The 22,585-nt window shown below is 69.7% G+C and carries 24 protein-coding genes and 4 tRNA genes; 11 read left to right on the top strand and 17 right to left on the bottom strand.

What is annotated here, in order from left to right:
• Positions 1–80: 80 nt before the first annotated feature.
• The 9 genes from rplK to AC1XX3_RS03655 form a co-directional block, all read right to left on the bottom strand.
• Positions 81–512 (bottom strand): 50S ribosomal protein L11, encoded by a 432-nt coding sequence (gene rplK / locus AC1XX3_RS03615; RefSeq protein WP_483319710.1) that lies wholly within the window; start codon positions 510–512, stop codon positions 81–83.
• An 84-nt stretch (positions 513–596) separates the two neighbouring features.
• On the bottom strand, positions 597–1,514 hold the full coding sequence (nusG, locus tag AC1XX3_RS03620) for a transcription termination/antitermination protein NusG (RefSeq protein WP_483319711.1): 918 nt from the start codon (positions 1,512–1,514) through the stop codon (positions 597–599).
• Positions 1,515–1,549: 35 nt separating this feature from the next.
• Positions 1,550–2,059, bottom strand: coding sequence for a preprotein translocase subunit SecE (gene secE, locus AC1XX3_RS03625; RefSeq protein ID WP_483319712.1), 510 nt, complete (start codon positions 2,057–2,059; stop codon positions 1,550–1,552).
• A 110-nt stretch (positions 2,060–2,169) separates the two neighbouring features.
• Positions 2,170–2,242: transfer RNA gene (locus AC1XX3_RS03630), tRNA-Trp, on the bottom strand.
• A gap of 123 nt (positions 2,243–2,365) precedes the next feature.
• Entirely contained in the window at positions 2,366–3,643 is a 1,278-nt protein-coding gene (locus tag AC1XX3_RS03635) for an aspartate aminotransferase type Ic (RefSeq protein ID WP_483319713.1), read from the bottom strand.
• A gap of 117 nt (positions 3,644–3,760) precedes the next feature.
• Complete coding sequence (treZ, locus tag AC1XX3_RS03640; protein WP_483319714.1) at positions 3,761–5,515, bottom strand: malto-oligosyltrehalose trehalohydrolase; 1,755 nt, start codon at positions 5,513–5,515, stop codon at positions 3,761–3,763.
• Positions 5,512–6,552 carry a UDP-N-acetylmuramate dehydrogenase gene (locus tag AC1XX3_RS03645; protein ID WP_483319715.1) on the bottom strand — a complete coding sequence of 347 codons (1,041 nt, stop codon included), beginning with the start codon at positions 6,550–6,552 and terminating at the stop codon, positions 5,512–5,514. Before AC1XX3_RS03645 ends, treZ begins: the two co-directional genes overlap by 4 nt.
• Positions 6,552–7,001, bottom strand: coding sequence for a MaoC/PaaZ C-terminal domain-containing protein (locus AC1XX3_RS03650; RefSeq protein WP_483319716.1), 450 nt, complete (start codon positions 6,999–7,001; stop codon positions 6,552–6,554). The genes AC1XX3_RS03645 and AC1XX3_RS03650 overlap by 1 nt, the downstream gene beginning before the upstream one ends.
• Positions 6,998–7,423 (bottom strand): FAS1-like dehydratase domain-containing protein, encoded by a 426-nt coding sequence (locus AC1XX3_RS03655; RefSeq protein WP_483319717.1) that lies wholly within the window; start codon positions 7,421–7,423, stop codon positions 6,998–7,000. Before AC1XX3_RS03655 ends, AC1XX3_RS03650 begins: the two co-directional genes overlap by 4 nt.
• A 102-nt stretch (positions 7,424–7,525) precedes the next feature.
• Between AC1XX3_RS03655 and AC1XX3_RS03660 the strand changes: the two genes are divergently transcribed.
• Positions 7,526–8,287 (top strand): FadR/GntR family transcriptional regulator, encoded by a 762-nt coding sequence (locus AC1XX3_RS03660; RefSeq protein ID WP_483319718.1) that lies wholly within the window; start codon positions 7,526–7,528, stop codon positions 8,285–8,287.
• A 13-nt stretch (positions 8,288–8,300) separates the two neighbouring features.
• Here the strand turns inward: AC1XX3_RS03660 and AC1XX3_RS03665 are convergent, their stop codons facing one another.
• From AC1XX3_RS03665 to AC1XX3_RS03685, 5 genes are all read right to left on the bottom strand, one after another.
• Positions 8,301–9,014, bottom strand: coding sequence for a sirohydrochlorin chelatase (locus AC1XX3_RS03665; protein WP_483319719.1), 714 nt, complete (start codon positions 9,012–9,014; stop codon positions 8,301–8,303).
• Between the two features lie 211 nt (positions 9,015–9,225).
• Positions 9,226–9,393, bottom strand: coding sequence for a 50S ribosomal protein L33 (gene rpmG, locus AC1XX3_RS03670; protein ID WP_483319720.1), 168 nt, complete (start codon positions 9,391–9,393; stop codon positions 9,226–9,228).
• Between the two features lie 43 nt (positions 9,394–9,436).
• Positions 9,437–9,512 (bottom strand) — tRNA-Met (locus AC1XX3_RS03675).
• A 74-nt stretch (positions 9,513–9,586) separates the two neighbouring features.
• Positions 9,587–9,659: transfer RNA gene (locus tag AC1XX3_RS03680), tRNA-Thr, on the bottom strand.
• Positions 9,660–9,784: 125 nt separating this feature from the next.
• Positions 9,785–9,866, bottom strand: a tRNA-Tyr gene (locus tag AC1XX3_RS03685).
• Between the two features lie 234 nt (positions 9,867–10,100).
• Here AC1XX3_RS03685 and AC1XX3_RS03690 point away from each other — a divergent pair.
• The 6 genes from AC1XX3_RS03690 (at position 10,101) to AC1XX3_RS03715 (ending at position 15,498) form a co-directional block, all read left to right on the top strand.
• Positions 10,101–10,592 (top strand): YajQ family cyclic di-GMP-binding protein, encoded by a 492-nt coding sequence (locus tag AC1XX3_RS03690; RefSeq protein ID WP_483319721.1) that lies wholly within the window; start codon positions 10,101–10,103, stop codon positions 10,590–10,592.
• Between the two features lie 90 nt (positions 10,593–10,682).
• Positions 10,683–10,967: a hypothetical protein gene (locus AC1XX3_RS03695; RefSeq protein WP_483319722.1), complete on the top strand. Its 285-nt coding sequence runs from the start codon at positions 10,683–10,685 to the stop codon at positions 10,965–10,967.
• 81 nt (positions 10,968–11,048) lie between these two features.
• Entirely contained in the window at positions 11,049–12,101 is a 1,053-nt protein-coding gene (locus AC1XX3_RS03700; RefSeq protein WP_483319723.1) for an alpha-hydroxy acid oxidase, read from the top strand.
• A 79-nt stretch (positions 12,102–12,180) separates the two neighbouring features.
• On the top strand, positions 12,181–12,585 hold the full coding sequence (locus AC1XX3_RS03705; RefSeq protein ID WP_483319724.1) for a VOC family protein: 405 nt from the start codon (positions 12,181–12,183) through the stop codon (positions 12,583–12,585).
• A complete protein-coding gene (locus tag AC1XX3_RS03710) occupies positions 12,582–13,865 on the top strand; it encodes an alpha-L-fucosidase (RefSeq protein WP_483319725.1) in 1,284 nt (427 codons plus the stop codon). The genes AC1XX3_RS03705 and AC1XX3_RS03710 overlap by 4 nt, the downstream gene beginning before the upstream one ends.
• A 67-nt stretch (positions 13,866–13,932) precedes the next feature.
• Positions 13,933–15,498, top strand: a complete 1,566-nt coding sequence (locus AC1XX3_RS03715; protein WP_483319726.1) for a beta-N-acetylhexosaminidase — start codon at positions 13,933–13,935, stop codon at positions 15,496–15,498.
• Between the two features lie 18 nt (positions 15,499–15,516).
• Here the strand turns inward: AC1XX3_RS03715 and AC1XX3_RS03720 are convergent, their stop codons facing one another.
• Genes AC1XX3_RS03720 through AC1XX3_RS03730 form a run of 3 tightly spaced genes read right to left on the bottom strand, consistent with a single transcriptional unit; the run spans position 15,517 to position 16,885 of the window.
• On the bottom strand, positions 15,517–15,891 hold the full coding sequence (locus AC1XX3_RS03720) for a 4Fe-4S binding protein (protein ID WP_483319727.1): 375 nt from the start codon (positions 15,889–15,891) through the stop codon (positions 15,517–15,519).
• Positions 15,888–16,472, bottom strand: a complete 585-nt coding sequence (locus AC1XX3_RS03725) for an NADH-quinone oxidoreductase subunit C (protein ID WP_483319728.1) — start codon at positions 16,470–16,472, stop codon at positions 15,888–15,890. The genes AC1XX3_RS03720 and AC1XX3_RS03725 overlap by 4 nt, the downstream gene beginning before the upstream one ends.
• Positions 16,469–16,885, bottom strand: a complete 417-nt coding sequence (locus AC1XX3_RS03730) for an NADH-quinone oxidoreductase subunit B (protein ID WP_483319729.1) — start codon at positions 16,883–16,885, stop codon at positions 16,469–16,471. The genes AC1XX3_RS03725 and AC1XX3_RS03730 overlap by 4 nt, the downstream gene beginning before the upstream one ends.
• 216 nt (positions 16,886–17,101) lie before the next feature.
• Between AC1XX3_RS03730 and AC1XX3_RS03735 the strand changes: the two genes are divergently transcribed.
• The 4 genes from AC1XX3_RS03735 (at position 17,102) to AC1XX3_RS03750 (ending at position 22,500) form a co-directional block, all read left to right on the top strand.
• Positions 17,102–18,976, top strand: coding sequence for a 2-oxoacid:acceptor oxidoreductase subunit alpha (locus AC1XX3_RS03735; protein ID WP_483320206.1), 1,875 nt, complete (start codon positions 17,102–17,104; stop codon positions 18,974–18,976).
• A 17-nt stretch (positions 18,977–18,993) separates the two neighbouring features.
• Positions 18,994–20,064 carry a 2-oxoacid:ferredoxin oxidoreductase subunit beta gene (locus tag AC1XX3_RS03740; protein WP_483320207.1) on the top strand — a complete coding sequence of 357 codons (1,071 nt, stop codon included), beginning with the start codon at positions 18,994–18,996 and terminating at the stop codon, positions 20,062–20,064.
• Between the two features lie 19 nt (positions 20,065–20,083).
• On the top strand, positions 20,084–21,043 hold the full coding sequence (gene rarD / locus AC1XX3_RS03745; RefSeq protein WP_483319730.1) for an EamA family transporter RarD: 960 nt from the start codon (positions 20,084–20,086) through the stop codon (positions 21,041–21,043).
• Between the two features lie 137 nt (positions 21,044–21,180).
• Complete coding sequence (locus AC1XX3_RS03750; RefSeq protein ID WP_483319731.1) at positions 21,181–22,500, top strand: hypothetical protein; 1,320 nt, start codon at positions 21,181–21,183, stop codon at positions 22,498–22,500.
• Positions 22,501–22,585 lie beyond the last annotated feature (85 nt).

Here is a 22,585-nt window from a genome sequence, read left to right on the forward strand (position 1 = left end):
CCCACAGGGACCCGGTTCGCGATGGCGCGAGCCGGGGTGGAGCGGTGTTACGTGGAGCCGGTGTTACGGGGAGAGACGCCTCACTTGGAGACGGTGATCCCCATCGAGCGGGCGGTGCCCTCGACGATCTTCATCGCGGCATCGACGTCGTTGGCGTTGAGGTCCGGGAGCTTCGTCGTGGCGATCTCGCGCACCTGGGCGGCGGTGATCTTGCCGACCTTGGCGGTGTGCGGGGTGCCGGATCCCTTGGCGACGCCGGCAGCCTTCTTGATGAGCTCGGCGGCAGGAGGGGTCTTCGTGACGAAGGTGAAGGTCCGGTCCTCGTAGATGGTGATCTCTACGGGGATGACGTTGCCGCGCTGGGCTTCCGTCGCGGCGTTGTACGCCTTGCAGAACTCCATGATGTTGACGCCGTGCGGGCCCAGCGCGGTACCGACCGGCGGGGCGGGCGTGGCGGAGCCGGCGTTGAGGGCGACCTTGACGAGCGCCGCAACTTTCTTCTTGGGAGGCATGTCTGTACGGGTCCTTGCTCAGGGTCGGGCCGGGATGGTCCGACGGGTGGTGGATGGGTACGAACCGTGAACGGCTCGGCGTCCTCAGACCTTCTGGATCTGCGGGAACGTCAGGTCGACCGGGGTCTCCCGACCCAGGATCTCGACCAGCGCCTTGAGGCGCTGATTGTTCACGTTGATCTCGGTGATGGTCGCGTGCACCCCGGCGAAGGGGCCGTCGACCACCATGACCGAGTCGCCCACGGTGAAGTCGGCGACCTCGATCTTCTTCTTCTTCCGCGACGGGGTCTCCGAAGCGGCGTTCGCGGCGGCGATGACCCCGGGAGCGAGCATCTTCTCGACCTCGTCCAGGCTCAGCGGCACCGGCTGGTTGGAGTGGCCGACGAAGCCGGTCACCGACGGCGTGTGCCGCACCGTTGACCAGGACTCGTCGGTCAGGTCCATCCGGACCAGGACGTAGCCGGGCAGGACGGTTCGGCTGATCTGCTTGCGCTGACCGTTGCGGATCTCGGTGACGTCCTCGGTCGGCACGATGACCTCATAGATGAAGTCCTCCATGTTGAGCGAGGTGACGCGGTTCTCCAGGTTCTGCTGGACGCGCTTCTCCATCCCGGAGTAGGTGTGCACGACGTACCAGTCGCCCAGCTTGGCGCGCAGGTCGCTGCGGAAGGCCTCGAGCGCGGTGTTGACCTCGTCGGACTCGCCCTCGTCCTCATCCTCGGTCTCGTCCTCGGGCTCCTCGACCTCGGCGAACTCACCGAAGTTGAGGTTGATGCCCTCGTCCTCGTCCTCGACCGGTGCCGGCGTCGAGCCCTCGAAGTCCAGGTTGATGTCGACATCGTCGGAGTCGGACGGGGCGAACGTATCCGAGCCCAGGTCGATCTCGAAGTCGTTCTCGGAGCCGCTGTCGTCGGACGCGGAGGTCGCCGACTGCGGCGCGCTCACCGGGCTTTCCGGCTCGAGGCTCTCGTCGGAGCGATCGGCTGAAAAGTTCTCTGACACGTGGGTATCTCCGTAACTGGTTTGGTCTGCTGGCATCAGCTGAAAATCTTGAAGATTGCCCAGCCGAAGGCGAGATCGAGGACACTGACGACGGCGATGATGAACAGTACGAAGATGAGCACGACTACGAAGTACTGGGCCAGCTGCTGGCCGGTCGGGTAGACGACCTTGCGGAGCTCGCCCGCGCTCTCCCGCACGAACTTCACCGGTCCGGTCCGCCGCGGTGCCTCGACCGCTTGGTTCTGTTTGGGAGTCGGCCGGCCCTTCTTGGCCGGGCCGGCCTGCGCATCGTCGGAGTCAGCGGCCTTGGCGGCTGCAGCCCGGCGAGTCGGGGCCCCGGCCGGGACGAGCTCGGCGTCGCCGTCGGTCTCGGGCTCGTCGGTCTCGAGGAGCTCCTCGGGGACCTCAACGACCACACCCTCGTCGTCGACCTGGTCCCCCAGCGCGGAGGAGCCGTGCGGCTCGACGGCGTCGGAGGACTCGTCTGCGGGGTCGACGTCAGCGGGGTTCGACTTGGTCGAATCCACGTCTTCTTCGTCAGCCACGCTGTGTCCTTCGGTCGTCCGGTGTTCGGTGCGGTTCCGCACGTCCGGATAGGCGTGCCCTCCGGGGATGGGCCGCACGCGTTCCGCACGAGCGCCGCGGAGGTGATCCGCAGGGCAAGAGGGACTTGAACCCCCAACCTTCGGTTTTGGAGACCGATGCTCTGCCAGTTGAGCTATTGCCCTTCGATGGTCCCCCGGGCTGCGATCGCTACCGGTCGGGCGCACGAAAGCAGTGGTGGTTCCACCAAGAGGTTGAGTGTACTTATCTTTGCAACGCGAGTCGAACTGAGGGTGTTCCGGCCCCGGTCACGCGCCCAGCAGCTGTTCGCTCGCGGCCAGCAGCACGCAGGTCGACAGACCTTCGATCGCCGTCCGCACGTCGGCTGGGGACGGGAAGGTCGGGGCGATCCGGATGTTGCGGTCGTTCGGGTCCGAACCGTAGGGGAACGCCGCCCCGGCCCCGGTCATGGCGATGCCGGCAGCCTTGGCCAACCCGACGACGCGGGTGGCGGTGCCGTCGGCGACGTCGAGGCTGATGAAGTAGCCGCCCTCGGGATGGGTCCAGGTCGCCACCGAGTGGGGCCCGAGTCGCTCGGACAAGATGGCGTCCACCAGCGCGAACTTCGGCGCGATCAGCTCGCGGTGGCGAGCCATCAGGGCACGGACCCCGTCGGCGCTGCCCAGGAACCGGGCATGCCTGAGGTGGTTCACCTTGTCCGGGCCGATGGTCCGCTTGCCGAGGTGGCCCAGATACCACGCCACGTTGGCCGGCGAGCTGCCGAAGAACGACACCCCGGCGCCGGCGAAGGTGATCTTCGAGGTCGACGCGAAGACGAACACCCGGTTGGGATGGCCCGCCTCCGCGGCCAGGCCGAGCACGTCCAGCGCCGGCACCTCGTGGTCGGTCAGGTGGTGCACCGCGTACGCGTTGTCCCAGAAGAGCCGGAAGTCCGGTGCCGCGGTCGGCATCGAGACCAACGCCCGGGTCACGTCCTCGGAGTACACCGCACCCGTCGGGTTGGCGTAGGTCGGCACCACCCACATGCCGCGGATCGACGGGTCACTGGCGACCAGCTCACGGATCTTGTCCAGGTCGGGGCCGTCAGGACCCAGGGGGACGCTGACCATGTCGATACCGAACTGCTCGCAGAGGGCGAAATGCCGGTCGTAGCCGGGAACCGGGCAGAGGAAGGTGATCCGCTCCTCCCGGCTCCAGGGCCGCTCGGAGTCGACCGTGCCCTTGAGCAGGGAGTAGACCAGCGTGTCGTGCATGATGGCCAGGCTCGCGTTGTCGCCGGCCACCAGCTGGTCGACGTCGACGTTCAACAGCTCGGCGAAGATCTGCCGGAGCTCCAGCAGACCCGTGGTGCCACCGTAGTTGCGACAGTCGATGCCGCTGGCGTCGGTGTAGTTCCCGTCGCCGGGCAGGCTCAGCAGCTCGTTGGACAGGTCGAGCTGGGCCGAACTCGGCTTGCCGCGGGTGAGGTCCAGCGTCAGACCGCGAGCCACCAGCTCGTCGTAGGCACGGGTCTGCTGCGCGTGCAGCGCCGTCAGGTCGTCGCGGCTCAGGTCAGCCAGGCTCATCGGTCATCCATCCGTGGGGGGAAGCATCAGTCGGTTCGAGCAGCCGGAAGTCTAGCCGTACCGCCGCAATCCCCACCGGCAGTTCCATCCGGACCCGACTGCCCGACCGATCCCGGATCAGACCGCGACCCGCCCGACCAGCGCGCTGTGCGCCGCCAGCTTCGCGGTGGTGTCGGACAGCTGGACGTCGCCGACGTCGAGCAGGGTGGTGAGCCCAGCCGGCACGGTGACCTCCGAGGCGGAGTCGCTGAAGTTCACCAGCAGCACCATCGCCCCCCGTTCGATCATCAGCCAGCCCTCGTCGTCGTCGGAGGTGGCGATCGAGCGGTCGAACCGAGGGTCTGTCAGGTCCGGGTAGGTGCGGCGCAGCCTGATCAGCTTCTGGTGGAACTCGAGCATCTCGGCGTGGGTCCCCTGCTGCGCCTCGTCCCAGTTGAGCCCGGAGTTGGCGAAGGTGGCCTCGTCTTGGGGGTTCGGCACCGCGGTGACGTCCCAGTGCATCCGGGCGAACTCCTCCAGCCGGCCCTTGGCCACGGCTTCGGCCAGCTCCGGCTCCGGGTGGGAGGTGAAGAACTGCCACGGCGTGGAGGCCGCCCACTCCTCACCCATGAAGATCATCGGGGTGAACGGGCTGAGCAGGGTCACCAGGGCGGCGATCCGCAGCTGGTCGGCGTCCAACCGGGTCGCCAGTCGCTCACCGGCGGCGCGGTTGCCGATCTGGTCGTGGTTGTCGGAATAGACCACCAGCCGCCAGGTCGGCGTCCGGAAGGTGTCGATCCGGTTGCCGTGGCCACGGCCGCGGAAGGAGGACCGGGTGCCGTCGTGGAAGAAGCCGGCCTCGAACACCTTGCCCAGCGCCGCCAACGAGTCGAAGTCGGCGTAGTAGCCGGTGGTGTCGTGGGTCAGGCTGACGTAGAGGGCGTGGTGGAAGTCGTCGCTCCACTGCCCGGTCAGCCCGTAGCCGCCCCCTTCGCGGGGGGTGATCAACCGGGGGTCGTTCAGGTCGGACTCGGCGATCAGCGACAGCGGCCGGTTGAGGAAGGTGCTGAGCGCGTCCGCCTCGATGGCCAGCTCCTCCAGCAGATGGATCGCCCGGGTGTCGAGCAGGGCGTGCACCGCGTCCAGCCGCAGACCGTCCACGTGATAGTCGCGCAGCCACATCAAGGCGTTGTCGAGGATGTAGCGGCGTACCTCGTCGGACTGCTCGCCGTCCAGGTTGACGGTGTCGCCCCAGGTGTTGGACGAGCCTTCCTTCAGGTACGGCCCGAAGATCGGCAGATAGTTGCCGCTGGGTCCCAGGTGGTTGTAGACCACGTCCTGGATCACGGCGAGGCCACGCTGGTGGCAGGCGTCGACGAACTGCTGGTAGGCCGCCGGGCCGCCGTAGGACTCGTGCACGGCATACCAGAGGACGCCGTCGTAGCCCCAGCCGTGCGGGCCGTTGAAGCCGTTCACCGGCATCACCTCGACGAAGTCGACCCCGAGCTCGACCAGGTGGTCCAGCCGATCGATCGCCGACAGCAAGGTGCCCTGCTCGGTGAAGGTGCCGACGTGCAGCTCATAGATCACGCCACCCGCCAGCTGGCGACCGGTCCACGCACCGTCGCCCCAGGCGTAGGAGGACGGGTCGTAGGTGCGGGACAGCTCGTGCACGCCGTTCGGTTGACGTCGCGACCGCGGATCAGGCAGCACCTGGCCGTCATCGATCTGGAACCCGTAGTCGACGTCGCCGTCCACGCCGGCCGTCACGTCCTCGCTGGGACGCCACCAGCCTTCATCGCCGGCCACCATCGGGAGGCGGCGGTCGGGAAGGACCAGGGTGACGTTGTGCGCGCGAGGCGCCCAGACGCAGAGGTCTTCGATCGGATTCACAGTTCGCAACCCACCAGTACAGGTTCGGGGACAAGGACGATGCCGAAGGTGCCGCGCACGCCGTCGCGCACCTCCCGGGCGAGGGCCAAGATATCCGCGGCTCGGGCGTCGCCGCGGTTGGTCAGCGCCAGGGTGTGCTTGGTGGAGAGGGTCGCCGGACCTGCTCCATGTCCCCTGGCGAAGCCGGCCTGCTCTATCAGCCAGGCCGCGCTGGTCTTTACCCCGTCGGGGCCGGGATAACGCGGAGCGGCCGCGGGCAACTTCGCCGCCTCCTCGGGGGTCAGCACCGGGTTGGTGAAGAACGACCCGGCGCTCCACGTGTCGGGGTCGGCGTCGTCGAGCACCATGCCCTTGCTTCGCCGCAGCTGCAGCACCGCCTCGCGGACCTCCGCGGTGGGCACCCGCTCCCCCAGCTCGACGCCGAGGCTGCGGGCCAGCTGGTCGTAGCGCACCGGGGCGGACAGGGAGCCGGGGCGGAGCTGGAAGGTCACCGACAGCACCAGATAGCGGCCTGGCTCGACCTTGAACCTGGAGCTGCGGTAGCGGAAGTCGCAGTCGCTGACGGCGAAGGTGGCGCGCTGGCCGGTGCGCCGGTCGAGGGTGCGTACCGTCTCGATGGTCTGGCTGACGTCGCTGCCGTACGCCCCGACGTTCTGGATCGGGGTGCTGCCCACCAGGCCGGGGATGCCGGACAGCGCCTCCAGCCCACTCCACTCCTGCGCCACGGTGTGTGCCACCAGGTCGTCCCAGCCTTCGCCGGCCGCCACCGTGACCACGGCGCCGGAGCAGCCGGAGACGTCGGCGGCGATGCCGCGGGTCTCGACCTTCACCACGGTGCCCTCGAAGCCGGCGTCGGCGACCAGCAGGTTGGAGCCGCCGCCGACGACGAGCAGTGGCTCGCCGGCGGCGTCGAGGTCGCGGACGCAGGCGATCAGCTCGTCCTCGGTGGTGACCGGGACCACCGCCCGGGCCGGACCGCCGACCCGCAGGGTGGTGAGCTCGGCCAACGTCGGCTGGGTCCGGGTGGCGGCGGGCATCAGCTGGTCCGCACGTCGGCCGGGAGGGTGACGGTGGCCCGGGCCGCGCCGAGGACCTTTACGGCGTCGACGGTGGCCTCGATGCTCACGGTGGCCGTCGACTCGGCCACCGCTGTCACCGAACCGGTGAGCAGCAGCTCCACCCCGGTGTCGTCGTCGGGCACCACCACCGGCTTGGTGAACCGGGCCGAGTAGGCGGTCACCGCGCCCGGGTCGCCGATCCAGTCGGTGACCACCCGCAGCGCCAGCGCCATGGTGAGCATCCCGTGGGCGACCACGCCGGGCAGGCCGACCTGGGCGGCGAACCGGTCGGAGTAGTGGATGGGGTTGAAGTCGGTCGACGCCCCGGCATAGCGGACCAGATCGGCCCGGGTCAGCCGCACGGTCAGGCTCGGCAGGGTGAGGCCGACGGCGACGACGGCCGGGTCGGTGTGCTCGGCGGTGCTCATGCCGCGGCCTCTCGCGAGTGATAGAAGGCGGCGGTGGCGGTGGCCACCAGCTCGTTCTCGATCGTGCGCAGCTGGACGGTGGTGGTGAGGATGTCGGCCGCGCCGCGGGTGCGTACCTTGTCCAGGCTCAGCACCGCGACGACCCGGTCCCCCGCCCGGAGTGCCCGCTGGTAGTCGAAGCGCTGGTCGGCGTGCACGATCCGGTGGAGCGCGAGGCCCAGCTCGGGGTCCTCGAACAGCGCGGTCCAGGCGGTGGAGGCGATCACCGCGACGAAGGTGGGCGGTGCCACCGGGTGGTCCCCCGCGTACGCCGGGTTCAGATCCCCGATTGCGGCGGCGAGCTCGGCGATCTTGGCCGCCGAGACCTCGTACGGTGCGGTCGGCGGGTACGTCCGCCCCACGTGCGCTTCGGAGATGGCCATGGCTGCAGGCTATCGGCCGCCGGCCGCGCGGCTGAATCGCCAACACCGGACGGGCTCGACACGGACGCCGCGGCCAGGGCGGCCAGGCCGCATAATATTCAGATGAACGCTGGAGCCGAGGCCGCAGCCCTCGCGACGGGTGCGCCGTCGGCCGCGACGAACCGCGAGTCGCAGACCGACGTGGTGCTGAACGGCATCAAGCAGATGATCACCGACGGCACCCTCACCGCCGGCGGTCGACTGCCGATCGAGAAGGAGCTCGCCACCCAGCTCGGGGTGTCGCGCGGCTCGCTGCGCGAGGGCGTCCGGGCGCTCTGCATCATGGGGGTGCTCGAGACGCGACAGGGTGACGGGACGTACGTCACCTCGCTCGACTCCAACCTGCTGCTGGCGCCGATGGCCTTCATGGTCGACCTCCAGCAGCCCGAGCATCGTTCCGACGTGCATGCCGTCCGCCGGGTGCTGGAGTCCGAGGCGGTCGCTCGGGCCGCGCTCCGGATGGACCCCGAACGGCTGCGGGCGGCCGGGGCCGTGCTGGACGCGGTCGAGCCGGCCATCCAGCGCGGCGGCGAGCAGGATGCCTTCGTCGACGCCGACATCAAGTTCCACTCGATGATCGCCAAGGCCTCGGGCAACTCGGCGCTGGCCGCACTGATCGACGCGCTGGCCAGCCGGACGGTGCGGGCGCGACTGTGGATGGGGCTGCACAGCGACGGCCAGGTTCAGCGGGCCCACAACGAGCACCGGGCCATCTGGGGTGCCCTGGAGCAACGCGACCCCGACCGGGCGCGGCTGTTGATGAACTATCACCTGCTCAACGTCGAGGACTTCGTCAGCCGTCACCCCGCGGCCGACATGAGCTGATCTGCCGCCGAGCTCAGGCCGGGTCGTCGAGGGCCGCGCCGTAGCGCGCCAGCACCAGGTCGGCGACCAGGTCGCCCAGCGGCTCCGCCACGACCAGCTCGCGCCCCCGCGCCCAGCTGACCAGGGGGTCCAGCAGCAGCCCCGGCGACACGAACAGCGGCACGACCGCCACCGGTCCGGGCAGGGTGTCCACCACGTCGGCGGCACGCGGGTCCCGGGTACCGAAGGCGGCCGCGGCACTGCCTGCTCGCCGGGCGGCGAGCCGGCGGGCCAGATCCCGCACCGCGTCATTGGCGGCCGGGTCCGACGATCCGACCGCGAACACCAGCACCGACGCGTCCTGCCCGATTCCGGCGCGCCGCAGGCTGTGCTGCAACAGTGCGAGCACGTCGTCGCCGGTGCCGAGGATGTCTGCGGTCAGCAGCTGCAGCCCGGAAGCCTGGGCGGCCTCGCCGACCGCGGTCGGCACGTCCACGGTGGCATGGAAGGCCGAGGTGAACAGCAGCGGCGCCACGACGGCCCGGCGGTGACCGGCCGCGGCCAGGTCGAGGGCCACGGCGGTGAGATCCGGCGCCGCGAGGTCGAGAAACGCGGTGCGGGTCGCGACCCGGCCAGCGCTGCGCTGCCCGGCGGCCGCCATCAGCGAGTCGATCGAGGCGGTGACGCCCGGATGACGGCTGCCGTGGGCCAGCCCGATCAGTGCCGGCGCGTCCTGGTCGGGGATCATCGGGCGCACCAGGGCTGGCGGCAGCGGCTCGCGCGGGCGGGAACGCAAAGAAGCCGCCCGCGTAGGCGGACGGCTGGATGACGGGTCGACGACCCGTCGACTGTCTCGGTCAAGCACGACGTTGCCGCGCTGGGTGAGCCCGACGACAGCTGCCACGCCACGGCCCGCGTGCCTCGACGTGTCGTGGGCACGCGGCGGCCGTGGCTCGCGGTCAGCGGGTTTCGCGGTGCGGGGTGTGGCTGTGGCAGCGCGGGCAGAACTTCTTCAGCTCAAGACGATCCGGGTCGTTGCGCCGGTTCTTCTTGGTGATGTAGTTCCGCTCCTTGCACTCCGTGCACGCGAGCGTGATCTTCGGCCGTACATCCGAGCTCTTGGCCATGGTTCTGCCCTCAATCTGGTTGACGTCTTGCGAGAGTCGTACGTGGTAGCGGGAGCGGGATTCGAACCCGCGACACAGCGATTATGAGCCGCTTGCTCTACCGCCTGAGCTATCCCGCTGGGGTCCGGGCGATCGAAGGCCCGGGTCTCCCGGTCTCTCGCCGGTGCGCGGCGGCACCGGACCCGAACTTCCGGGCCCCCATGCGGAATCGAACCGCAGACCTTCTCCTTACCATGGAGACGCTCTACCTACTGAGCTATAGGGGCCTGTCTTCGACGCCCGATCCTGCAGCGCCGACGCACAAACATACACAATTCCCCCGGCTCAGCGCTAATCGCTGAGTCCTGGGACCCAGCGAGGCCCCGACGCGAACGTCGGGGCCCCGGCGGGGTGGCAGGTGTTGGGTTCGAACCAACGTAGGCATAGCCGGCAGATTTACAGTCTGCTCCCTTTGGCCACTCGGGCAACCTGCCATGCCATCCGAGATCAATCGGCTGGCGGGGAGAAACAATAGCAACATCATCGGCCGGACCCAAAGCGGCGCACCCGGCAGCCATCACTTCCGGGTCGCGGACGGATTCGGCACAATGAGGGCGAGCGGGTGAGATGACGGTGCGCCCTGCGCACCCCGCACGCAGGTATGGCCCTGCGCATCCCGCAGGTGCGCCAGCGCACCGAACAGCGCACAGGAGAAACGGAGCAACCCGATGGCATCAGAGAGTTCGTTCGACATCGTCAGCAAGGTCGACCGGCAAGAGGTCGACAACGCGCTCAACCAGGCCGCGAAAGAGGTGCACCAGCGCTTCGACTTCAAGAACACCGACGCCTCGATCCGGTGGTCCGGAGAGGTGATCGAGCTGGAGGCCATCTCCGAGGAGCGGGTCAAGGCGGTCCTCGACGTGTTCCAGTCCAAGCTGGTCAAGCGCGGGGTGAGCCTCAAGGCGCTCGACGCGGGCGAACCACGATCCTCCGGCAAGGTCTACAAGATCACCGCCTCGACCAGCGAAGGGATCAGCCAGGAGAACGCCAAGAAGATCTCCAAGCTGATCCGTGACGAGGGCCCGAAGGGGGTCAAGGCGCAGATCCAGGGCGACGAGCTGCGGGTGAGCAGCAAGAGCCGTGACGATCTGCAGACGGTCCAGGCCCTGATCAAGGAGCAGGACTACGACTTCGCGGTCCAGTACACCAACTACCGCTGACCACACCGACGACCGCTGACACCGGGCACACCGATCACCGCGGTCACCGCCAGACCGGCGATGGCCACCAAGCACGAGAGGGTAGACGACATGGGACTTCTGGATGGGATGAAGGACAAGGCCGAGCAGCTGGGCGACAAGGCCAGCGAGCTGGTCGACGGCGTTCGGGACCGGTTCGACGGCGATGGACCTGCTGCCGACTCCGGGGCAGTTTCCGACCCGGCAGCAGCTGCCGCACCGGTGATCGACCCCGGTGCGCCGACACCCGGTGAACCGCCGGCCACGGCACAGCCCGCCGACGAGCTCGATCCCCCGTCCGCCGACGAGCTGTTCGACGCGGCGCAGGACAAGTCCGCCACGCTGCCGCCCGCCTGAGTCCCGCATTCGACCCAGCGCAGCGCTCCGCCGCCGAGCCGGACTGGCCGGTGGCGGAGCGCTGACGCCATACTGGCCGGCATGAGCGCCTTCGACTTCGAGGCCGACGCGCGAGCCGGACTGCCGGACTACGTCGCGACCTACTACGCCTCCGCGGCCGGCACCGGCGCCGGCCTGCCAGAGGGCATCGCCGACTGGAGTGCGCTGCGCTTCCGCCCACGGGTGCTGCGGGACATGAGCACCATCGACCTGAGCACCACCGTGCTGGGCACACCGGTGCGTACCCCGGTCCTGGTGGCGCCGATGGCCCAGCAACGCGCGGCGCACGATGAGGCTGAGATCGCGATGGGCCGCGCCGTCGCGAGGCACGGTTCGCTGCTCGGGGTGTCGACCAACTCGGCTGTCGCGTTCGCCGACATCGCCGCCACCGGCGCGCCGTGGTGGTTCCAGGTCTACATCACCCGCGACCGTGCCCTGACCGAGCTGCTGGTCGCGCGGGCGGTGGCCAACGGGGCACGCGCCCTCGTCCTGACCGTCGACATGATGGCGTTGCTGCCGCCCGGGGTGAATCCCCGCGACTGGCCGGACGGCCCCGGCAAGGCCCGGATGACCAACCTCACGCCCGAGGAGCTGGTGGCGGCCGGACCGCACGGGACCGAGATGAACTACGCCCTGACCTTTGCCGACATCGCCTGGCTGGGTGAACTGAGCGGACTCCCGGTGCTGGTCAAGGGGGTGGTCCGCGCCGACGATGCGCGGCAGTGCCGCGATGCCGGAGCAGCGGGGATCGTGGTGTCCACCCACGGCGGGCGCCGGATGGGCCCGACCACCAGCTCGGCCCGCGCCCTGACCGAGGTGGTGGCGGCGGTCGGCGATGACCTCGAGGTCTACGTGGACAGCGGCATCCGTAACGCCGAGCACGTCGCCGGCGCCCTCTCTCTCGGTGCCCGGGCGGTGTTTCTCGGTCGGGCGGCGCTCTGGGCACTGGCAGCCCGGGGTGAGGATGGTGTCTCGACGGTGCTGGACGCCTTCGCCGTCGACCTCGCCCAGGTCATGCTCCAGCTCGGGGTCCGCCGGATCGACGAGTTCGCACCCGACCTGCTCGCCGACCTGCCCTGGGCACCGCGCGGCTGATCCCGCCCGTGCGGACCCGCAATGCCGGACCCGCACGGCCGGACCCGCACAGCCGGCGCAGGTCTGGCAGGGTGATGCCATGACGAGTCGGATCTCCCATACCTCGGTGGACTCAGCTGACGCCTACGCCCAGTCGGTGTGGTGGGCCCAGGTGCTGGGCATGAGCGAGGACCCGGACGACCCCAACGAGCCGGGCCACGAGGAGTGCATGATCTTCTCCGCCGACGGGCGGACCCGGGTGCTGTTCATCGAGGTGCCGGAAGCCAAGAGCAGCAAGAACCGGCTGCACTTCGATCTGCGGCCCGACAGCGGGACCCGGGACGAGGAGATCGAGCGGGTTCTCGGACTGGGCGCCACCTGCGTGGACGACCTGCGTACGCCCGACGGCGCCGGCTGGATGGTGCTCGCCGACCCGGAGGGCAACGAGTTCTGTATCCTCCGTTCCGAGGCCGAGCTGACCCGTCCTGCGATGGCCACCGCGTGACGGCCCCCGTCCCGACGAGCCCGGCGCTGCCGGCTCCGGTGCTGCCGAGCGCCGGTCAGCTGGCCTGGCAGCAGCGCCGTCTCGGGTTCTTCTGCCACTACGGCCTGAACACCTTCTTCGGTCAGGAGTGGAGCGACGGGACGCTGCCCGCCGCCGCCTTCGACCCGACCGATCTCGACGCCCGCCAATGGGTCCGGGTGGCCAAGGAGGCCGGCGCTCGCTATTTCGTGCTGACGGCCAAGCACCACGACGGGTTCTGCCTGTGGCCGACAGCGACCACCGACTACTCCGTCCGTAGCGCGCCGTGGCGTGGCGGCACCGGTGACCTGGTCGCCGAGGTGGCGCAGGCCTGCGCCGAGGAGGGCGTGGGACTGGGGCTGTATCTGTCGCCCTGGGATCGCAACGCCGACTGCTACGACGACCCGGCGGCGTACGACGCCTTCTATCTGGCCCAGCTGCGCGAGCTGTGCACCGGCTACGGCCCGCTGGTCGAGCTGTGGTTCGACGGTGCCGGCTCGCAGGGACGGACGTACGACTGGAACGCCATCGGCGACCTGATCGCGGAGCTGCAGCCGGACGCCATGGTGTTCAACATGGGCCGGCCCACCATCCGCTGGGTCGGCAACGAGGACGGCCTGGCTGCGGACCCGGTCACCTATGTGGTGGACCGCACCGAGTTCTCCAACTACACCGTGCTCTCCACCGCCCTCGACCAGGCGCTCTATCTGCCGCCCGAGTGCGATGTCTCGATCCGGCGGGGCTGGTTCTGGGCGGCCGACGACGCAGCCAAGGACCTCGACCACCTGCTCGCCATCTACTACCGCTCCATCGGGCTGGGAGCGAATCTGCTCCTCAACTGCCCGCCGGACGACCGGGGCCGGATCCCCGACGCCGACGTGGCCCGACTGCGCGAGTGGCGGGCCGCACTGGACAGCCGGTTCGGGCAGCCGATCCCGGCCCGCCTTCGCCGGACCGGGCCGACGACCTGGTCGGCCGACTTCGATGCTCCGGTACGGCTCGACCACGTCGAGCTGGCCGAGGACCTCACTGGTGGCCAGCGGGTGGTGGCGCATTCGGTGTCCACCGCCGACCAGGTGCTCGCGGGTGGCCAGACGATCGGGGCGCAACGGCTGCATGTGTTCGAGCCGCGGGAGGTGTCCACGCTGACGGTCTCGGTCGAGGGCGACGGCGCCGTCCTGTCCTCGGTGACCGGGTATGCGGCCGGCACCACCAACACCGGCCAGATCGACTACCTGGCCGGCACCGAGGCACCGGGCTGACCAGCACCCGACCCGGTCGGGTCCGGGCTGTTGTGCCACCGCACCGGTGTCTGGCACGCTTCAGACCGTGAATCTGGTCCCGCAGCCGTCCTCCGTCCTCCCCGGCTCCGGCCGCTACGTGTTGCCCGCAGATCTCGGCGTGGCCGCTCCCCCGGCTCAGGCGGCGATCGTGCGCCGGCTGCTCGGACCGGGCACCGGGCTCGACCTGCCGACCACCGACGACGGCGCGCTGCGGGTCCTGGTTGACCCGGCGATGGCGTCGGAGAGCTACCGGCTCGAGGTGGACGCCGACGGCATCACCATCACCGCGGCCGACGACCGCGGCGTGAACTGGGCCACCCAGACGCTGCGGCAGCTGCTGCCGCCGGCGGCGCTCCGGCCGGCCCCCAGCGGCGTCCCGCTGGAGCTCGAGCACGTCCGGATCGAGGACCAGCCGCGGTTCCGCTGGCGTGGAGTGATGCTCGACGTCGCCCGGCACTACATGCCGCTGCAGCACCTGTTCGGCTTCGTCGACCTGCTGGCGCTGCACAAGTACAACACCTTCCACCTGCACCTGACCGAGGACCAGGGCTGGCGGTTCGAGTCCAAGAAATACCCGCGACTGCAGGAGGTGGCCAGCTGGCGGGCGGAGACCCGCAAGCATCTCGACGCCGAGGGCGACGGCACCCCGCACGGTGGCTTCTACACCCAGGACATGCTGCGGGCGCTGGTGACGTACGCCGACCAGCGGGGCATCACCATCGTCCCCGAGATCGAGTCCCCCGGCCACGTCCTCGGCCTGCTAGCGGCCTATCCCGAGCTGGGCAACCACCCGGAGACCGGCTATGCCCCCGCCACCACGTTCGGCATCTTCGACGAGGTGCTGAACATGTCGGACGACGCGATGACCGTGGTGTTCGACCTCTACACCGAGCTGCTCGACGTGTTTCCGGGGCGCTATGTCCACGTCGGTGGCGACGAGTGCCCGCGGACCGAGTGGCTGGACAACCCGGCGGCCCAGGAGCTGGCCCGCTCGCGCGGTCTGCCCGGGCCCGACCACCTGCAGCGTTGGTTCACCGAGCAGCTCCGGGACTGGCTCGCCGAGCGCGGCCGCCAGCTGGTGGGTTGGGACGAGATCAACGACGAGGGCGCGCTGCACGGCGCTGTGACGATGGCGTGGCGGGACGCGAAGTATGGCGTCGAGGCGGCCGAGGACGGGTTGGACGTGGTGATGTCCCCCTCCCCCAGCACCTACTTCGACTACTACCCCAGCGCCGATGACACCGAGCAGTACGCCGTCGGCGGGCTGCTGACCACCGAGACCGCATACGCCTTCGAACCACTGACCGGCATCCCGGCGACGGCGCACGAGCGGATCATCGGCACCCAGTGCCAGGTGTGGACCGAATACATGCCCCAGATGCGCCGGGTGGAGTACATGCTGTTCCCCCGCGCCTGCGCCCACAGCGAGGTGGCCTGGTCCGATCCCACCGACCGCTCCTGGTCTGAGTTCCAGCCCCGGCTGGCGGCCCACCTCGAGCGGCTGGACGCGCTGGGCGTGAACTACCGCCCCGAGTCCGGTCCGCGACCGTGGCAGCAGGGTGGCACGGGCGCCCTGGCCCGGCCCGCCGCGCACCGCCGCCCGGTCGAGTAGCCGCGGCTGCCCGGCTGGTCAGTCCCGGCCGGGCCGGGTCAGCTCGGGGATCTCGTGGGTCAGCTCGGCCAGCGAGATCGCCGGCACCACGGCGTCGCCGGCCCAGGCCAGCGCGTCGAACGGGCACTCCTCGACGCAGATGCCGCAGTACATGCACAGCGACCAGTCGATGGCGAACCGGTCCAGCACGTTGCGGGTCCGCTCCCGCGTCCCCGGCGGCAGGTCCTCGACCGGCTCGGTGTGTGAGTCGATGGTGATGCACCAGCTGGGGCACTCCCGGGCGCAGACCATGCACGAGGTGCAGGCCGACTCGATCAGCACGATGGACCCGTGCGGGGATGACTCGTGCGCGGACGACCCGTGCAGGGCCGACCCGCCGGCTGGGGCGGTCACCGGGTCCGCCGCCGGACTCGACCGCCGACAGCCGACGCGGCGACCTCCGACGGGTCCGCGGGCGCGGCTGCCGGATCCCGGTCACCCCAGACCGCCGGGTCGGGTACGCCGGGGGGCACCATCCGCCGCCGGCTGGGGGCGGCTGCGGTCTCGCCGGGCTCCTTGGCTCCCGGCCATCCGACCACGGCCCGGGCAGCCAGCACCTCGTCCTTGCGCAGCGGGGTCCCCTCGTACGCCGCTCCCAGCAGCAGCCGCCGCGGGTCACCACCGAGGAACGTCACCCCGAACAGCTCGGCCGCCTCGCGTTCGTGCCAGCCGGCCCCGGCGAAGACCTCGCGCAGGCTGTCCAGCCGGGGCTCGTCCCGCGGCACGTCGGTGCTGAGCATCAGCGTGGGAACGTCGGCCATCGTCAGGTTGCGCAGCACCAGATCGACCCGGAAGACGTCGCGGCGGCCGATCTCGTCGGTACAGCCCAGCCAGTCGAGGAAGGCGAAGCCGTCGCTTCGGGCTCGCTGCGCGGCCTCGCGCCACTGCTGCGGCTCGACGCTGCGGCGGTGATCGGTCTGCGGTGAGGTGGTCATCCGAGCCGCTCGCGAACCGAGGCCAACGCCTGCTCCAAGGCCTGCGGCGTCGGCGGACAGCCGGGCACGAAGATGTCCACCGCCACCAGCTGGTCGACCCCCTTGGTCACCGCGTAGGAGTCCCAGTACGGTCCACCCGAGGAGGCGCACGCGCCGAAGGACAGCACCGCCGGCCGCCGGCCGCCATACCGGGCGGCGGCGTCCACCACGGCGGCGACGGTGGGCGCCAGCCGGTCGGTCACCGTGCCGGACACGACCACAGCCACCCGGGCGGAGTCGCTCAGCTGCGTTCCCGGGCCGAGTGGGCGCCGAGCCGCGGCGGCCTCGAACTCCAGCGCACAGCAGGCCAGCGCGATGTCGACGACGACCAGCGACCCGTCGCCGTACCAGTCCAGCCACTGCACCCCTGCCACAGCCGACAGGGTAGTCCGGCCCAGCCGCCGGTGGCCGCAGGTCATCGGGTCCCGACGTCCACGCGGTGGAAGGCGTTGGGCCGTAGTGAGGCACGCCTTATCATTGGTGACGGTGCCGTGAGGCAGAACACGCCGATGACCGGCGGGGCCAGGGCACCGCTCCCCGACATTCCAGGTCCGGGGAATAGCTACGCCAGGAAGAAGGCTATCTCCGAGGTGAAACAGGTCCACACCCTCGATCGCGTCGTCATCCGCTTCGCCGGTGACTCCGGCGACGGGATGCAGCTGACCGGCGACCGCTTCACCGCGGACGCTGCCGTGTTCGGCAACGACATCTCCACCCTGCCGAACTTCCCGGCCGAGATCCGCGCACCTGCCGGAACTCTGCCAGGAGTCTCGAGCTTCCAGCTGCACTTCGCCAACTACGACATCATGACGCCCGGCGACCGCCCGGACGTGCTGGTGGCGATGAACCCGGCCGCGCTGAAGGCGAACATCGCCGACGTGCCACGCGGCGGCGTCATCATCGCCGACACGGCGGACTTCACCAAGCGGAACCTGACCAAGGTCGGCTATCACACCAACCCGCTGGAGGACGGCTCGCTGGCCGACTATCAGCTCCACGCGCTGGACCTGACCGGGATGACCGTCGAGGCGGTCAAGGCGTTCGGGCTGAGCCGCAAGGACGCGTCCCGAGCGAAGAACATGTTCGCGCTCGGCCTGCTGTCGTGGCTCTACCACCGCCCGACCGAGGGCACGCTCAACTTCTTGGCGTCGAAGTTCGCCAAGAAGCCGGCGATCCGCGACGCCAACATCACCGCATTCAAGACCGGGTACGCGTTCGGCGAGACCACCGAGGTCTTCGCCGTCACCTACCAGGTGGCGCCGGCGCCGATGCCGCCGGGTCAATACCGCCAGATCTCAGGCAACCTCGCGTTGGCGTACGGGCTGATCACCGGTGCCCGCAAGGCCGACCTGCCGCTGTTCCTCGGCTCCTACCCGATCACCCCGGCCTCCGACGTGCTGCACGAGCTGAGCAAGCACAAGCGATTCGGCGTCACCACCTTCCAGGCCGAAGACGAGATCGCCGGCGTCGGCGCCGCGCTCGGCGCCAGCTTCGCCGGCCATCTCGGAGTGACCACCACCTCCGGTCCCGGCGTCGCGCTCAAGGCCGAGACCATCGGCCTGGCCGTCATGACCGAGCTGCCGCTGATCATCTGTGACGTGCAACGCGCCGGCCCCAGCACGGGCATGCCGACCAAGACCGAGCAGGCCGACCTGCTGCAGGTGATGTACGGCCGTAACGGAGAGTCGCCGGTGCCGGTCATCGCCGCGCAGTCGCCGGCCGACTGCTTCGACACCGCGATCGAGGCGACCCGGATCGCCATCAAGTACCGCACTCCGGTGATCGTGCTCTCCGACGGCTACATCGCCAACGGCGCCGAGCCGTGGCCGGTACCCGACGTGTCGGCCATCCCGGAGATCGAGCCGGGTTTCGCGACCGAGCCGAACGGCACCGACCTGGCCGGCAAGGACGTCTTCTACCCCTATCGCCGCGACCCCGAGACACTCGCCCGGCCCTGGGCCATCCCCGGCACCGCCGGTCTGCAGCACCGGATCGGCGGCATCGAGAAGGCCAAGGACACCGGAGCCGTCTCGTACGACCCCGCCAACCATGACGAGATGGTCCGCACCCGGCAGGCCAAGATCGACGGCATCGTCCGCGACATCCCGGACCTGGTGGTCGACGACCCGAGCGGCGACGCCCGCGTCCTGGTGCTCGGCTGGGGCTCGACCTACGGGCCCATCACGGCAGCGATCCGGCGGGTGCGCAAGACGGGCCGCGCCGTGGCGCAGACGCATCTGCGCCACCTCAACCCGTTCCCGGCCAACCTCGGCGAGGTCCTCGCCGGGTACGACCGGGTGATCGTGCCCGAAATGAACCTGGGTCAGCTCGCCATGATGCTGCGGGCGAAGTACCTGATCGACGTACAGAGCTATTCCCGCGTTCGCGGGCTACCCATCTCGCTCAGCGAGCTCGCTACGGACCTCGAGTCCGAGATCGACCATCTCGAAGGAGTGACAGCGTGACCGCCGTCGACGAAGGTGTGGCCACCGCCGCACAGAACGGCTACCGAGGACTGGCGGGCGTGCCGCTGTCCCTGGAACCGCTGACCCGCAAGGACTTCACCAGCGACCAGGAGGTCCGCTGGTGCCCCGGCTGCGGCGACTACGCCGTGCTGGCCGCGTTCCAGGGCTTCATGCCCGAGCTCGGCATCAAGAAAGAGAACACGGTCATCGTGTCGGGCATCGGCTGCTCGTCGCGGTTCCCGTACTACGTGGACTCCTACGGCATGCACTCCATCCACGGTCGGGCGACCGCGATCGCCACCGGGGTGGCGACGGCGCGGGAGGACGCGGCGGTGTTCGTCATCACCGGTGACGGGGACGCGCTGTCGATCGGCGGCAACCACCTGATCCACGTGCTGCGCCGGAACGTGAACGTCACCATCTTGCTGTTCAACAACCGGATCTACGGTTTGACCAAGGGGCAGTACTCCCCCACCTCCGAGATCGGCAAGGTGACCAAGTCGACCCCGATGGGGTCGCTGGACAACCCGTTCAACCCGGTCTCCCTGGCGCTGGGCGCCGAGGCGACGTTCGTGGCCCGCACCATCGACTCCGACCGCAAGCACCTCACCTCGGTGCTCCGTGCCGCCGCCGCGCACCGCGGCACCTCGTTCGTGGAGATCTACCAGAACTGCCCGATCTTCAACGACGGCGCCTTCGACGTCATCAAGGACGCCGAGACGTCCGCCGACGCGATCATCCCGCTGGTGCACGGCGAGCCGATTCGCTTCGGTGTCGACGGGCGGCTGGGTGTGGTTCGCGATGCGGTCACCGGCAGCTTCGAGGTGGCCGAGGTCGACTCCGTCGGAGTCGAGGCGCTGGTGGTCCACGACGCGCACCAGCAGGACCCGACGTACGCCTTCGGCCTGTCTCGGCTGACCGCCTCGGGGATGCTGAACCGTTCGCCGATCGGCGTCTTCCGCGACGTCGACGCCGCCACCTACGACGACCTGGCGCGCGAGCAGGTCACGCTGGCCCAGGGCGCCGGCAACGACGACGACGCGCTGCAGGCGCTGATCGCCGGTGGTGACACCTGGACCGTGCGGTGACACCCGCACGGTCCGCATGGTGAGCGGCACCCCCACCGCGGTCAGCGAGACCGTCCCGACCGGGCAGGAGCGGAGCAGCAGGCACGGGGTCGCCTACGGGGTCGCGGCCTACACGCTGTGGGGACTGGTGCCGCTGTTCTGGCCGCTGGTCGCCGCCTCCGGCGCACTCGAGCTGCTCGCGCACCGGGTGGTGTGGTCCCTGGTCATCGCTGCGGTGCTGCTCGCGTTCACCGCCCGCAAGGGCTGGTGGGTCCGGCTGCGGACCCGCCGGAACCTGACCCTGCTGGCGGTGGCGGCGGCGACCATCTCGGTCAACTGGGGGCTCTACATCTGGTCGGTCAACTCCGGCCACGTGATCGAGACGGCCCTCGGCTACTACATCAACCCCATCTTCTCGATCCTGGTCGGGGTGGTGATGCTGCGCGAGCGGCTGGCGGTGGTCCAGTGGGTCAGCGTCGCACTGGCCGGGCTGGCCGTCGTGGTGCTCACCATCGACTACGGCCGGTTGCCGTGGATCGCGCTGGTGCTCGCCGCGAGCTTCGCGACGTACGGGGTGATGAAGAACCGGCTGAACGCGGGAGCGGTCGAGACCCTCACCCTGGAGTCGGCCATCCTCACCCCCGCCGCGCTGGCGTATCTGATCTTCCTGCAGGTCAACGGCACGCTGACCTTCGCCCACCTGGGCTGGTCGTACTCGCTGCTGCTGGTGTCCACCGGCGTGGTGACGATCATCCCGTTGCTGTGCTTCGCCGCCTCGGCCACCCGGCTGCCGCTGAGCACCCTCGGCCTGCTGCAGTATCTGGCTCCGACGTTTCAGTTCCTGCTCGGCGTGCTCTACTTCGGCGAGTCGATGTCGACCGGGCGCTGGGTCGGTTTCGGTCTGGTCTGGCTGGCCCTGATGGTCCTCACCGGGCACAGCCTGCTGCGGGCGCGTACCAACCGTCGGGCTCGCCTGGACGCCGTCCCCGGAACAGCCTGACCCTTTCTGGGCCCAACCTCACCGGCGGCTCCGGGGCACTGCGGCGCGGCGGCCGACGCCTGGGCCGCCGATGGCCCCGCGGCTGGATAGAGTGTGCGCGAATCCCCACCCGCAACGTCACGACGGAGAACTCGACCATGAGCGGAAACTACCCACCTGGCGGCCAGCCCGGACCCTACGGTCCGGAGCAGCCCCGCGATCCACAGCAGCCCGGCTTCGGGCAGCCCAGCGGACCTGCCTACGGTGGCGGGTACCCGCAGCAGCCGCCGCCCGGCTACGGCCAGGCCCCCGGCAGCTTCCCCGGCAACGCCGGCAGCCCGGGTACGCCCGGCTACTACGGCGGTCCTGGCCAGCCCGGACCTGGTGGACCGACCGGACCTGGTGGACCGACCGGACCTGGTGCTCCGATGGGTCCTGGTGGCCCCACCGGCCCCGGAGCACAGAAGAAGAACAACAACAAGGTGTTCCTGATCGTGGGCGCCGCAGTGCTCGCCCTGATCATCCTTGGCGTCACCGGCGGCGTCCTGCTGCTCAACCGTGGCGGCTCCGCCTCGGGACCCGTCGATCCCAGTGACCCGCAATCTGCCGCCGAGGCGGCCAGCAAGCCGTCTGATGCTGTCAAGGGCTATCTCGAGGCCCTCGCCGCCGGCCAGGCCGAGACCGCGCTGGCGCTGTCCAGCGAGCAGCCGGCCGACAAGACGTTCCTGACCGATGCCGTGCTGGCCGCCTCCAACAAGGTTGCCCCGATCACCGAGATCAACGTGCCCGAGGTGAGCGACGACAACACCTACAGCGTCGACGCGACCTACAAGATCGGTGAGGAAGCCGTCAGCGAGTCGTTCTCGGTGGAGAAGTCGGGTGACACCTGGAAGCTGCGCGAGGGTGTGTCCGAGCTGAACCTGTCCTACGTCCGCTCCAAGACCCTGCCGCTGAACGTCAACGGGGTCCCGGTCAAGACCGACAAGATCAAGATCTTCCCGGGGTCGTACGAGTTCACCAGCGGCAGCAAGCTGGTCGACTACGGCAGCGAGAACGTCCTGCTGCTGAAGAGCCCGTCGGACTACCCCAGCGCCAGTGACATCAAGCCCACGCTGACCGAAGAGGGCTACAACACCTTCGTGAAGACGGCCAAGGCGGGCCTCGACAACTGCCTGAAGCAGAAGCAGCTCGCTCCGGCGAACTGCCCGTTCGGCATCAAGGCGCAGTCGGGCCAGAAGATCACGGCCTCCACCATCAGCTGGAAGCTCACCGAGGACCCCTTCGCCAACCTGAAGCCGCGGCTGAACTACCAGAACCCGGCCCTGGTCGAGGGGTCGGCGTCGATGACCTTCTCCTTCCAGGCCCAGGGCAGCCAGGACGGTCGCAAGGCGACCTTCGGTCCACAGCGGGTCTACCGCTTCGTGAAGCTCTCGGGTGACATCACCAAGGAGCCGATGAAGGTCACCTTCTCCAACTGACGCTGGGCCCGTCTGAACCCGGCACCGACCACGGCGCGTCCGCAGCTCAGCTGCGGGCGCGCCGTCGTCTTTCGCCCGCCCCGAC

Source organism: Microlunatus sp. M237 (genome assembly GCF_056896895.1).

What these genes read in the sequence shown, in the direction of transcription:
- rplK (WP_483319710.1), bottom strand. Translation starts at nt 512, where the DNA reads ATGCCTCCCAAGAAGAAAGTTGCGGCGCTCGTCAAGGTCGCCCTCAAC.
- AC1XX3_RS03635 (WP_483319713.1), bottom strand. Translation starts at nt 3,643, where the DNA reads ATGAGCCTGGCTGACCTGAGCCGCGACGACCTGACGGCGCTGCACGCG.
- AC1XX3_RS03645 (WP_483319715.1), bottom strand. Translation starts at nt 6,552, where the DNA reads ATGCCCGCCGCCACCCGGACCCAGCCGACGTTGGCCGAGCTCACCACC.
- AC1XX3_RS03650 (WP_483319716.1), bottom strand. Translation starts at nt 7,001, where the DNA reads ATGAGCACCGCCGAGCACACCGACCCGGCCGTCGTCGCCGTCGGCCTC.
- AC1XX3_RS03655 (WP_483319717.1), bottom strand. Translation starts at nt 7,423, where the DNA reads ATGGCCATCTCCGAAGCGCACGTGGGGCGGACGTACCCGCCGACCGCA.
- AC1XX3_RS03660 (WP_483319718.1), top strand. Translation starts at nt 7,526, where the DNA reads ATGAACGCTGGAGCCGAGGCCGCAGCCCTCGCGACGGGTGCGCCGTCG.
- AC1XX3_RS03665 (WP_483319719.1), bottom strand. Translation starts at nt 9,014, where the DNA reads ATGATCCCCGACCAGGACGCGCCGGCACTGATCGGGCTGGCCCACGGC.
- rpmG (WP_483319720.1), bottom strand. Translation starts at nt 9,393, where the DNA reads ATGGCCAAGAGCTCGGATGTACGGCCGAAGATCACGCTCGCGTGCACG.
- AC1XX3_RS03690 (WP_483319721.1), top strand. Translation starts at nt 10,101, where the DNA reads ATGGCATCAGAGAGTTCGTTCGACATCGTCAGCAAGGTCGACCGGCAA.
- AC1XX3_RS03695 (WP_483319722.1), top strand. Translation starts at nt 10,683, where the DNA reads ATGGGACTTCTGGATGGGATGAAGGACAAGGCCGAGCAGCTGGGCGAC.
- AC1XX3_RS03700 (WP_483319723.1), top strand. Translation starts at nt 11,049, where the DNA reads ATGAGCGCCTTCGACTTCGAGGCCGACGCGCGAGCCGGACTGCCGGAC.
- AC1XX3_RS03705 (WP_483319724.1), top strand. Translation starts at nt 12,181, where the DNA reads ATGACGAGTCGGATCTCCCATACCTCGGTGGACTCAGCTGACGCCTAC.
- AC1XX3_RS03725 (WP_483319728.1), bottom strand. Translation starts at nt 16,472, where the DNA reads ATGACCACCTCACCGCAGACCGATCACCGCCGCAGCGTCGAGCCGCAG.
- AC1XX3_RS03750 (WP_483319731.1), top strand. Translation starts at nt 21,181, where the DNA reads ATGAGCGGAAACTACCCACCTGGCGGCCAGCCCGGACCCTACGGTCCG.